Here is an 11,257-nt window from a genome sequence, read left to right as displayed (position 1 = left end):
TGACAGGATCATCGGTACGTTCATTGAGCGTGAGCATTACCTGGTGTGAGGCTAATAACCACATTGAATACATGACCTTTTTCTCGGTGTAGTCGTCTTCAACTGCCAGCTCTTGCTGAATCGCCTGTGCGTACTCTTCATCCGTTGCATAATCGTCGCGTGATATGGCGTAGATTGCCGACATCACGGAACCGCTCTTTTTTCTTCATCTTCCCATCTAAAACTACTGAAACCAACTTAGCTTATTATTAGACCCTACAGTCAGCCTTTTCAAAAAGGGGCGTTAGCCCCAATATCTGAGCAAGACAGAATTTATTTACGGTCTTTATTTGCTTGTGCTAATACAGAAGCCGCAAGCTGTTTTGTCAATGCGCTGGAACGTGGGTTATCAAGTGCCGCAGATGCCTTATGTTCCATTTCTCCGCTGGTCTGATTTGGTGTTCCTCGTTGTGAGAGAGCAGAGCCAGCCAGGCTTTTCTGGATTGCAGAAGCGTTAGGGTCATTTAAAGTCTTCGCAGCAACAGAAGCTACATTGCCAGAGGTTTGTTTTGTATTTTTATTCATGGCCTGAATCCTTATAATAGAAGTATTGATGTGGTATATATTGCATTTTAATTTGCTGATGACACAATATATGGTGTTAATCCTAATGTTTAGTGGTTAATCTTTCAATGGTAACTCTAACGTTTACTGGACTAAATTACAGTTAGTTATTTATTTGGTATTTTATGTTAAAAATGTGATGTTAAATTATTTTATTTGGATTTTTTAACTATTTTATTGAGATGAATATGTAAAAATCCTGCATTGAGGGGAAAAAACCGTATTGCTTTTGGTGGTTAACTAGATTTCTCGCCATTTGCATCGTCAATCTGGTGCTGCGGCGAATGTATTGATGAGATTCATACATACGCATAATGTCTATATCAGAATAATAACTGTCTTTGTTAATGAAATTATCACGCTAAAGTTACTGTCACGTGCTATATAAAATAAGCTAATAAAAACACTCTCCCACCAGATATTGGCTGGTATGGTAAACACCTTACTAGAGGTTGGGTTTTAAATTAAATATGCCAGAAAATAAATTTCACCGAAAATAATATGTCCCTCAAACGAAGGGCTGAGATACGTAGAATCGTAGACGGAAGCCAATATTAGCCATTATCGATGTTTCAATCTTTTAACCATCGAGATAATCTACTTAGGCAAAAATGGAGGTGTTATTAGCGACGGTAGTATCAATACCTATGCCATATTTTCCGACGTTACCGGAGAAGTTATTATCAAAATTAATATGATTAATCGATACCGTATTAGATTTAATAAACTCTCGTGCAATCGCTAGTTTGATATAAGGCTTTATCGCCATAAACGGGGTGATTTAGGGATAGGGTACCTCCCCGCGAGTCTCTTGGCATATTGCTTAATGTACTGGGATTAATAGCAGAGGCCCAAAACACATTGCTAAATCATGTTGAAAACAGACCAATAAATCTGGATTTATGCACTGCATCACATCTTCAGTTTGATATTACAAATATCCAGTATATCGTACAATTTGCATGCAGATTTTCAGGTGATGATCTTGTATCTTTTCAAATGTGTTAACAGAACGTAAATAACAGGATCCGCTATGAAAACCCAATCTGAAATGTATTTGAATGCTTTAGGTGCCACAGTAGAACTCCCAGAGAGAGTTATTGAGGAACTCAATACTAAGGGGTATACGGTGGTAAAAAACGTGATTGACCCAGACTGGTTGGAGGATATGCGCACGACAATTGACCATATTGTGCAGCAAGAAGGAGATAATCTGGCTATCGAGCATCATCAGGAAGAAACGGCTACCCGTATAGCCAACCTTATTAATAAAGGTACAGTATGGGAGAAAGTCTGGTCACACCCGCTGGTACTTTCAGCTTGTCGCTATGTATTTCAGGGGGAATTTAAAATCTCTAGTTTAAATGCTCGTGAAGCATTGCATGGTGGTGGCCATCAGCCTTTACATGCTGACTGGAAGAAAAAGCGCACTGATTTCCCTAAAGTACATTTGGTTAATATCATTTGGGCAATCGATGATCTCAGTGCTGAGAATGGCGCACCGCGCATTATACCTGGCACTCACTTGCGCCCTGAATTGCCGGAAGAGGTCATGGCAGATCCCGGATTGTCACATCCGGATGAAGTGATTTTTGAGGCTCAGGCAGGTAGTATTATGATTTATAATGCTCATACTTGGCACGGAGGAACCACTAATATGGTAGGCAGCCGGCGCAGAGTGCTACACGCCTTGTATATTGACCGTAATGACATCGCACAACAGGATCAGCGTAAGTGGCTGAAGCCCGAAACTGAGAGCCGCTTAACGCCAGCACAGAAATGGTTACTGGATGTTTTATAATATTTATATTAAAAATCCAGGCGATATAAAATCAACTGGGTTTTTATCAAAGGATATGTAACAACTATTTTAGGGCGGGGAGGAATACTCGACTGGCGCAAGTCGGTTATGTGATAATAAAAAAGGTATATACAAGAGAGTCTTATTTATGCAAATTGAAAAGTTAGCCGAGAAAATAATTTTTTTTACCAAAAAAACCAATAGAATAAGATTCCCGAATAACATTAAAGATATACCCAGCCTGGCATTTCAAGTTAACTTTCCACGTCTCGAAATTATTCTTGATGGTAATTTATCCGAGTTGTGTTTGTATAAGCCTGATAATATTCTGCATAAAAATGATGTTTTATATGTGCCAGCGAACAGTTGGAATTTTTCTGTGTGGAGTGAACCTGCGTCGACGTTAAGTATTCTGTTTGGTAAACAGCAAATTGGATTTAGTATTCAACGTTGGGATGGGCATAAACTGGAACGACTTGGCCGGACTAACATCGCCCGCCTTGGCCCGCGAGTAGGGTCATATTTACTTAAAGCATTAAATGAAATAATCATGCAGCCTGCCGATCAAAAAACGGCCAGTTTTATCGTGAATGGGTTGCTCAGCCATTGTTCCGACCTATTGGGAAAACAGATTCATACGGCGTCTCGTAGTCGGGCTCTTTTTGAAGCAATAAGAGAATTTATTGATGATAATTTCAAGTCAGAGCTAACTCGCGAGTCTGTAGCCAATAAATTTTATATCTCTCCAAATTATCTTTCACATTTATTTAATAAATCAGGTTCCATTGGATTCAATGAATATCTTAATCATGTTCGGCTGGAACAAGCAAAAGAAGTATTGAAAACCTATGATGCAAAAATAAAAGAAATTGCTCACACCTGCGGATTTACCGATAGCAATTATTTTTGCTGCGTTTTTAGAAAAAATACCGGTTGTTCTCCTTCAGAATATCGTCGTCAATACCATAGCCACTGATCTAAGAAAGTTAAACAATATTGATATGTGTCGCTGAGGACAACGTGGCTATCTGTTTAACGACTTCGATAGTTTTTTGTGGCGCGAGTAGAAAAGAACTGATACTCATTTTAATTGAACGAGAATTTGCGAACCTTTCTACGCCATCAATTTCAATATCTGTGATCAGCAAAACCACATCTGCACATTTAACATCCTCCATTGTTAACCTATTCTCAACGCCTAACGCGCCCTGGGTTTCTACTTTGACGTTCCATTTTTCTTGATGACATAGTTTTTCCAGGCGCTCTGCTGCCATATAGGTATGCGCGACTCCACTGACACAAGCGGTCACTGCAATTAAATTAAGATTCATATTTACAAGATGCTCGTTGAAGTAAATTTATCCACCAATCGTAACCCGGTAGCCTGCAGATTCTGCAATCAGCTTGAGCGTATTAATTTCTTCCGGTAACGGTATTGCGACATCTTTCATCGTCCAACGCTGACCTAATAAGGTATATTTAGGCTCACCGTATTGATGGAATGGCAAAAGATGTAACTCAGCCAGATTTAGCGGTGCCAATACGTTCAGGGTATGCTGAAAATTATCCTTACTGAGTGTATAACCTGGAATTAATGGTAGACGAGGTATCACCTTAATTCCTTCAGCTATCAGTAAACGCAAATTATCCAGTACCCGGGTTAAATTTAATTTCAATATATTCTGCGACTGTTCTTTATCCATAATCTTTAGGTCGAATAAGACTTCATTACACTGCTGTGCCAAGGGTAATAATCGCTTTGCCGGCGCATCTCCCGCCGTTTCAATCGCGGTGTTAATCCCCCACAATCGCACACGTTTTAGCAATCGGGTAGCAAATTCTGCCTGCATTAGCACCTCTCCTCCCGACAGGGTTACGCCTCCCCCCGAAGTGCGGAAAAAGATCTCATCTTTTAATATTTCATGCTCAAGTTCATCAAGGGTTACATCACGGCCAATACGTTCTAACGCACCAGAAGGGCATTCATCGACCTCGTTCAGGCAAGGTGCACAATGTAAGCATTTACTTTCCCGCCGGACCGTTTCAATCTGTGGTGATATTGATTCAGGGTTGGCACACCACGGGCAGACATGCGGGCAACCTTTAAAGAAAATGACGGTACGAATACCCTGCCCATCATTAAGTGAATAACGTTGGATATTGAAGATACGCGCGGTATCAGCGCGGGTTTCAATGACGTCACAACGAGTGCGCAGTGCGGCGGATGATGTCATCTTGGATCTCCTTCGATAACTCAACAAAGAAGGCACTATATCCGGCTACACGCACCACCAGCCCAGCAAAATCCTTGGGTCGTTGTTGTGCTTCGCGCAGTGTATCCGCATTCACAACGTTGAATTGGATATGTTGCAATTTCAACTTGGTAAACGCGCGCAAGAAATCAGCAAGCTTATTTAACCCGTCCTCGCCCTCTAATGTCGATGGCGTGAATTTCACATTTAACAAGGTACCATTAGATAGCAGATAATTATCCAGCTTACTCACTGATTTCAACACGGCGGTCGGCCCTTGTCCATCCTGACCGAGCATCGGTGAGAGACCACCATCCGCCAATTGTTCCCCGGCAAAGCGGCCATCTGGCGTCGCGCCGACCACCGAACCCAGCGGGATATGTGCCGAGACGGTATATGAACCCGGTATAAAGTGGCCACCGCGCGGGTTGCTGTATTTTTCAACTTCTTTACAGTAGAAACGCAGTAGTTCAGCACTAATGTTATCCACCTTATCAATATCATTGCCATATTTATCGAAATTATTGATGAGTCTGGCGCGGATTTTCTCACCCTCTGGCGTTGCAAAATTAGCGTTGAGCACCTTGATGAGTTGATCAAAACTCATGCGGTTCTGTTCAAATACCATGCCTTTTAGCGCATGTAACGAGTCACTCAGATTTGCAATGCCAATACCTTGTACACCGGAGAAGTTATAACGTGCTCCTCCTTCGGTAATATCTTTCCCTTTGATGATGCAGTCATCGATAAATGATGAAAGGAGAGGAACCGGTGCCCAGTCACGATGGCCAATATCACAGATATTGCTGCCTTCAACCATTAACTTGATGTAGTAACGGATTTTTTCTCGTATTTGAGCCAGCAATCCTTCATAGGTAATCCCGCTATTCCCTTCATTGTCATGCAGGGTGATTTCCATGACTTTTAGCAGGTTAAACATTGCAATATCATGTAATCCATAGGTTTTACCGGGGATGGAAAGTTCCACACAGCCGACAACGGCATAGTCACGTGCGTCTTCTAACGAAACACCTCGATTAAGGAACGCGGGGATCACGACTTCATCATTAAATATTTGTGGGATGCCAGTACCTAACCGAATGGTTTCTACTGTTTTTCTCAGGAATGGGCGGTCGATCAATTCATTGATACGTACCCCCAGATTCGGCTGCGGTAGTTGAACATTTTGATAGGCGTCCAAACAAAGGAACGAGAGTAGGTTAACCGCACTGCGGCCATTTTCCGTGACTCCACCCAGTAGTGCGGTATAACCCGTAGGGAAACCAGCAAAATAACGGGCGCTACTTGTTGAGCGTAGCAGCACGATGTCGTTGCATTTCACCCACAACGACTCCAGCAATTCTTTAAGAAAATCAGATGCTTGCCCGCGATTAAGTGATGCCTGGTAATAGGGCAGCATATATTGGTCAAAACGGCCTAATGACAGTGAGCTGGCGTTAGATTCATACTGTAAAATCACGTTCATATACCAGAACAACTGGCAGGCTTGCCAGAAATCCTCAGGCTGATGAATAGCATTATGACGCGCGATCTCTGCCATCTGCTGTAGTTCTTTACCACGAACCGTATCTAAGCAGGTTTCGGCCATTTCATCAGCCCGCTGAGCGTAACGTAAAATATGGCGCTGAGAGGCTTCAAGCAGAATTAATGTGGCTTTAAAGAAGCTATTATCCGGCTGTTCATGGCAATGATTTGCCATTTCTTCAATGAGTGCAGCAAGACCCTTATTCAACAGGCGAGGATAGTCGATAATAATGTGTCCTTGCCCTTTATCGGTTTGATTAATGCTAAAAATTTGGGTACTGACCGCCGCTTTCACCTCATCTGTCATTTGCCCGTTGATAAAGTCTTTCATTGAGCGGCTTTCCCAGTAGGGATAAAGTTGCTCGCGATAAAGACATTTGTCTTCTTCGCTGATTTCAAAACGATCTTGTGGGCGGTTTGGAAACTGATCGAGTTCTTTAAGTAGCCAGTAAGGATCCATTTCCGGTGAGATGATCCCTGCCCGCGGTTTCACCGTGCGGTTGCCCGCAATCAGTTCATCATCACGAATTGCAATTTTTACATGGTCAAGAATATGCGCCGTGGCTTTAGCACGGCGGATGATCACCGGTTCGCCTGCCGTTTGTCGATGGTTGGCGGTATAAAGTAGTGCGCGTTCCAGCGAGATTTCTCGCGGATGGGCAAATAGCGCGGTTTTAAGGCGTTGAGTACGATTAGTCAAAATAATCCCCTTTATTTAAAAGGACGAACGGGTGATATCACTCAAAAAATATTAGGCGTCTTGAGAAAGATGAATACTGATTTTATTCATTATCGCGTCGGCTCGTTTTACGGCATCGCTAATATTGATGCGAACAATGGTTTTACCGGCAAAACGTTCTTCAAACTTAATACCGATGTCTTTTGTTAGTATCACCATGTCTGCGGCCGCAACATCAACAGCGGTCAGCTCATTTTCCACACCAATCGATCCTTGTGTTTCCACCTTAACTTCCCAGCCCTTGGCTTTTGCTGCACTTTCCAGTGCTTCCGCCGCCATATAGGTATGAGCAACGCCAGACGGGCATGCGGTTACCGCTATAATTTTAGTCATGAGACATTCCTTCCTGTTAATCACTTAATTTCAAAATTTAAATCGAAGTCATCTGCTTTCTTTTCATTGATAACGTGTTTTTTGCGCGCGATGGATTTTAGAAGATTGACACTTACTGCCGTAACCAGTGCCCCAACCGCCAGTCCGGCGATATAACCGAGCTTGCCATCAACGACCGGTAATACGATCAGCCCTCCCCATCCGGCATAACATTGCGAACCGAATAAGGCGACGGTGACCGTTCCACATACTGAACCGAACATAATGGAGGGGATAACGCGCAAAGGGTCAGAGGCCGCAAAGGGTATTGCCCCTTCAGTGATGCCAACACAGCCCATCACTAATGCCGCTTTTCCGGCCTCGCGCTCTTCAGTGGTATAGTTTTTACGGCTCATGAGTGTCGCAATCCCCATACCTAAAGGCGGAATGGCAATGCCAACGGCGGCAATCGCGACGACGGTATAAACACCTTGTGACACACAGATCAACATGAAGGCGTAGGCAACTTTGTTTACCGGCCCTCCCATATCAAATGCCAGCATCAATCCCATAATCACGGCTAACAACAGAATACTTCCCTGCTGCATCCCCTGTAACCAATGCGTCAAATTGGTGGTCAGCGCGCCGACAGGCTCGCCAATCCCCCACATCATGACGCCTGCGGTGATAAAGGTGCCGACAATTGGGATCACAAATATGGGCATTACTGAGCGTAACACTTTGGGTACGCGGATCTTTTTCAAGTAATGTACGACAATCCCGCCAATCATCCCGGCAATAAGAGCGCCAAAGAATCCTGCGCCGAAGCTATTGCCTACCCAGGCACCGATAGCACAAGGAGCCAGAGCCGCCCGTTCAGAGATGGAATAGCCTATATAAGCGGCTAAGAACGGCACCATAAGGGTTAAACCCGCAACCCCAATATCAAAAAGCTTTTTCAAGTTTGGATCGGTAGCAATATCGGGCACCGCCCCCTTGCCATATAACATGACAGATATGGCTAAAAGAATGCCTCCAGACACGACGAAGGGGATCATATGGGATACGCCGGTCATGAGATGCTGGCGAGTATTTTTTAGTATTTGCACCAACTCATTCATACTTTAGCTCCAGAGGCTGAGTGACTTCTTCATGTAATCGATGTGTTAAACAATAGGCATTAGCCATTTAGGAAAATAGAAGAGAAAAAGAACATTTACTGGACTTTTGTAATACAACCAGAAAAATGAGATCCCACTCAAATGTTTCCCGCTTTACAGTGAATATGGGTCGAAATCACAACTTGTGATATTGAACACGAAAATTCCAATTGATTACATTTGTCCAGCATTTGACAGTTTTGTCACATAGCTTAATGCAGACATATTTTTTAACCTGTTAACAATCAATTAATCGTGTCAGGAGAAAAGTGATGGCTCTTGTTATTAAATTTACTTGTGATTTATCCAACGGCGTTCATGCCCGACCGGCAAGTTGGGTTGAAACGCTCTGTAATAACTTTTCTTCTGTTATCGAATGGCACAATGTGCGTACTGACCGCCGTGGCGATGCTAAAAGTGCACTGGCCCTTATCGGCACAAACACCCTTCATGGTGATGAGTGCCATCTTCTGGTTTGTGGTGTCGACGAGCAGCTAGCCTATGAGCAACTGAGCCGGTTTATTCGTGATGAATTCCCTCATTGCGATACCCCGCTACCCAAAGTGGCCGCCACTGAGACTTTGGCTATTCCTGAATCTCTCTCGAACCTGAATCCCACATTTTTAAGCGCGCGTCCTGTTTGTGACGGGAGTGCCAGCGGTGTACTGATACATCTCAACTCACTGGATTTACATGATTTAGGTGAGCTTCCTGCCACACAACGTCTCGAAGAAGAGCAATCTAAACTGGATCGTGGTTTAAAGCAGTTAATAAGAACTATCGAATTACGGCTGCTGGATAATGACGGTACCGCGAGCGCTATCCTTGAGGCTCACCGTTCTTTAGCCAGTGATATCTCTTTGCATCAGCACCTATTGAGCGGCGTATTAACCGGCCAGAGTTGCGCCCAGGCGATTGTGGCGACAGCCGATCACTTTTGTGCTCAATTTGTCCAATCTGGCAATAGCTACCTGCAAGAACGGGTGCTTGATGTACGTGATATCTGCTTTCAGTTATTACAGCATATCTACGGCGAGTCTCGTTTTCCGGCACCGGGCCAGTTGACCCAAGCGGCTATCTGCATGGCTGATGAGCTTACGCCCAGCCAATTCCTTGAACTGGATAAATCCTTATTAAAAGGTTTGCTACTGCGTAGTGGTGGCACTACTTCTCACACCGTGATCCTGGCGCGCTCCTTTAACATCCCGACGCTGGTGGGCATGGACATTGATGCTTTATCACCGTGGTTGGGGCAGCGTGTTCAAATCGATGGTAATGCGGGCATATTGGTCGTCGAACTGGGTGACGCGGTTAAACGTTACTATCACCAGGAAGAATGTTTGCAGATACAACTTCGTGAGCAGCAACGGGCCTGGCTGACGCAAGAAGGCAGAACAATCGATGGTGTGCGTATCGAGGTAGCGGCGAACATTGCCCATTCGGTGGAGGCAGCCGCCGCATTCGGCAATGGTGCTGAGGCCATTGGCTTATTTCGTACTGAAATGTTGTATATGGACCGCCCCAGCGCGCCAGATGAAGATGAGTTATACAACATTTACTGCCAGGCGCTGGATGCAGCGAAAGGCCGCAGTATTATTGTGCGCACCGTGGATATCGGTGGCGATAAACCCGTAGCATATTTACACATTCCGGCAGAAAACAACCCGTTCCTTGGCTACCGGGCAGTACGTATTTATGAAGAATACCTGCCGTTGTTCCGCACCCAGCTACGTTCTATTTTACGGGCTTCGGCCCATGGTTCGCTGAAAATTATGATCCCAATGATCTCCTCGATGGAAGAGATCCTGTGGATCAAAGAGCAACTTGCTGAGGTCAAGCAAACCCTCCGTGCTGATCATATTCCTTTCGATGAAAAAATCCCGTTAGGTATCATGCTGGAAGTGCCTTCGGTTATGTTTATCATCGATCAGTGCTGTGAAGAGATTGATTTCTTTAGTATTGGTAGCAACGACCTCACGCAATATCTACTGGCGGTAGATCGCGATAATGCCAAAGTGACTCGCCATTACAATAGCCTGAATCCTGCCTTCCTACGCGCTCTGGATTATGCTGTTCAGGCCGTTCATCGTCAGGGGAAATGGATTGGATTATGTGGTGAGTTAGGGGCGAAAGGTTCGGTACTGCCTCTATTGGTGGGGCTGGGGCTCGATGAACTGAGTATGAGCGCACCGTCTATTCCGGCAACCAAAGCACGTTTGTCACTGCTCGATAGTCGTGCCTGTCGTCAGTTGTTAAATCAGGCTATGGCCTGCCGCACCTCGTTAGAGGTTGAACACCTGCTGGCACAGTTCCGCATGACTTTGCAGGATGCACCACTGATAACGGCACAATGCATCACTCTTGATAGTGACTGGCGTAGCAAAGAGGAAGTTATTAAAGGGATGACGGATAACTTACTACTGGCGGGCCGCTGCCGATATCCACGGAAATTGGAAGCGGACTTGTGGGCCCGTGAAGCCGTATTCTCTACCGGATTAGGTTTCAGCTTCGCCATCCCTCATAGCAAGTCCGAGCATATCGAGCAGTCCACCATAAGTGTGGCGCGGCTGCCAGAATCTATAAAATGGGGTGATGAGGAAGCGCAATTCATCATTATGCTAACATTGAATAAACACGCAGCTGGCGACCAACATATGCGTATTTTTTCACGCCTTGCGCGTCGCATCATGCATGAGGCGTTCCGCAGTGCTCTGGTTAGCGCCAGCAGCAGCGAAGCCATTGCCGCTTTACTCCAGAACGAACTGGAACTTTAATGACGATAGGCAGAAGGAGGCTGAGTAAATACATTCAGGGGACGATATCGAACGAGCTTATTCAGTAATAA

General features: G+C 44.6%; 10 protein-coding genes and 1 pseudogene. 3 read left to right on the top strand and 8 right to left on the bottom strand.

What is annotated here, in order from left to right; translation table 11 throughout:
• The 3 genes and pseudogenes from AEP37_RS26490 to AEP37_RS24630 form a co-directional block, all read right to left on the bottom strand.
• The coding region (locus AEP37_RS26490) for a hypothetical protein (RefSeq protein ID WP_167337929.1) at positions 1-187 on the bottom strand (187 nt) is incomplete at its 3' end.
• Positions 188-312: 125 nt separating this feature from the next.
• The gene (locus tag AEP37_RS04765) at positions 313-564 is read right to left on the bottom strand and encodes a hypothetical protein (RefSeq protein ID WP_049610653.1); all 252 of its coding nucleotides are present in this window, start codon (positions 562-564) and stop codon (positions 313-315) included.
• A gap of 619 nt (positions 565-1,183) precedes the next feature.
• Positions 1,184-1,372 (bottom strand): annotated as a pseudogene (locus AEP37_RS24630) (autotransporter outer membrane beta-barrel domain-containing protein); the annotation flags it as partial.
• A 264-nt stretch (positions 1,373-1,636) separates the two neighbouring features.
• On the opposite strand from AEP37_RS24630, the gene AEP37_RS04760 reads away from it, so the two are divergent.
• Positions 1,637-2,404: a phytanoyl-CoA dioxygenase family protein gene (locus AEP37_RS04760; RefSeq protein ID WP_049610651.1), complete on the top strand. Its 768-nt coding sequence runs from the start codon at positions 1,637-1,639 to the stop codon at positions 2,402-2,404.
• Between the two features lie 148 nt (positions 2,405-2,552).
• Positions 2,553-3,380 carry a helix-turn-helix transcriptional regulator gene (locus AEP37_RS04755; protein WP_050691810.1) on the top strand — a complete coding sequence of 276 codons (828 nt, stop codon included), beginning with the start codon at positions 2,553-2,555 and terminating at the stop codon, positions 3,378-3,380.
• 10 nt (positions 3,381-3,390) lie between these two features.
• On the opposite strand, the gene AEP37_RS04750 is transcribed toward AEP37_RS04755, so the two are convergent.
• From AEP37_RS04750 to AEP37_RS04730, 5 genes are read right to left on the bottom strand one after another with little or no spacing between them, the layout of a single operon-like run.
• Complete coding sequence (locus tag AEP37_RS04750; protein ID WP_049610649.1) at positions 3,391-3,735, bottom strand: PTS fructose-like transporter subunit IIB; 345 nt, start codon at positions 3,733-3,735, stop codon at positions 3,391-3,393.
• A 27-nt stretch (positions 3,736-3,762) separates the two neighbouring features.
• On the bottom strand, positions 3,763-4,638 hold the full coding sequence (locus AEP37_RS04745; RefSeq protein ID WP_049610648.1) for a [formate-C-acetyltransferase]-activating enzyme: 876 nt from the start codon (positions 4,636-4,638) through the stop codon (positions 3,763-3,765).
• On the bottom strand, positions 4,604-6,901 hold the full coding sequence (locus AEP37_RS04740; protein WP_049610645.1) for a formate C-acetyltransferase: 2,298 nt from the start codon (positions 6,899-6,901) through the stop codon (positions 4,604-4,606). The genes AEP37_RS04745 and AEP37_RS04740 overlap by 35 nt, the downstream gene beginning before the upstream one ends.
• Before the next feature lie 51 nt (positions 6,902-6,952).
• Positions 6,953-7,273 (bottom strand): PTS fructose-like transporter subunit IIB, encoded by a 321-nt coding sequence (locus AEP37_RS04735; protein ID WP_049610642.1) that lies wholly within the window; start codon positions 7,271-7,273, stop codon positions 6,953-6,955.
• 20 nt (positions 7,274-7,293) lie between these two features.
• On the bottom strand, positions 7,294-8,373 hold the full coding sequence (locus AEP37_RS04730; RefSeq protein ID WP_049610635.1) for a PTS fructose transporter subunit EIIC: 1,080 nt from the start codon (positions 8,371-8,373) through the stop codon (positions 7,294-7,296).
• A gap of 311 nt (positions 8,374-8,684) precedes the next feature.
• Between AEP37_RS04730 and ptsP the strand changes: the two genes are divergently transcribed.
• A complete protein-coding gene (gene ptsP / locus AEP37_RS04725) occupies positions 8,685-11,186 on the top strand; it encodes a phosphoenolpyruvate--protein phosphotransferase (protein WP_049610632.1) in 2,502 nt (833 codons plus the stop codon).
• Positions 11,187-11,257: the final 71 nt, after the last annotated feature.

The organism is Yersinia pekkanenii (assembly GCF_001152565.1).
GTDB lineage: Bacteria > Pseudomonadota > Gammaproteobacteria > Enterobacterales > Enterobacteriaceae > Yersinia > Yersinia pekkanenii.
The sequence above is the reverse complement of the archived record's forward strand: the minus strand, read 5'-3'. Positions and strand labels throughout refer to the sequence as shown.

Bases quoted from the DNA above. Each gene is read 5' to 3' on its own strand.
- AEP37_RS04765 (WP_049610653.1), bottom strand. From the start codon at position 564: ATGAATAAAAATACAAAACAAACCTCTGGCAATGTAGCTTCTGTTGCT.
- AEP37_RS04760 (WP_049610651.1), top strand. From the start codon at position 1,637: ATGAAAACCCAATCTGAAATGTATTTGAATGCTTTAGGTGCCACAGTA.
- AEP37_RS04755 (WP_050691810.1), top strand. From the start codon at position 2,553: ATGCAAATTGAAAAGTTAGCCGAGAAAATAATTTTTTTTACCAAAAAA.
- AEP37_RS04750 (WP_049610649.1), bottom strand. From the start codon at position 3,735: ATGAATCTTAATTTAATTGCAGTGACCGCTTGTGTCAGTGGAGTCGCG.
- AEP37_RS04745 (WP_049610648.1), bottom strand. From the start codon at position 4,638: ATGACATCATCCGCCGCACTGCGCACTCGTTGTGACGTCATTGAAACC.
- AEP37_RS04735 (WP_049610642.1), bottom strand. From the start codon at position 7,273: ATGACTAAAATTATAGCGGTAACCGCATGCCCGTCTGGCGTTGCTCAT.
- AEP37_RS04730 (WP_049610635.1), bottom strand. From the start codon at position 8,373: ATGAATGAGTTGGTGCAAATACTAAAAAATACTCGCCAGCATCTCATG.
- ptsP (WP_049610632.1), top strand. From the start codon at position 8,685: ATGGCTCTTGTTATTAAATTTACTTGTGATTTATCCAACGGCGTTCAT.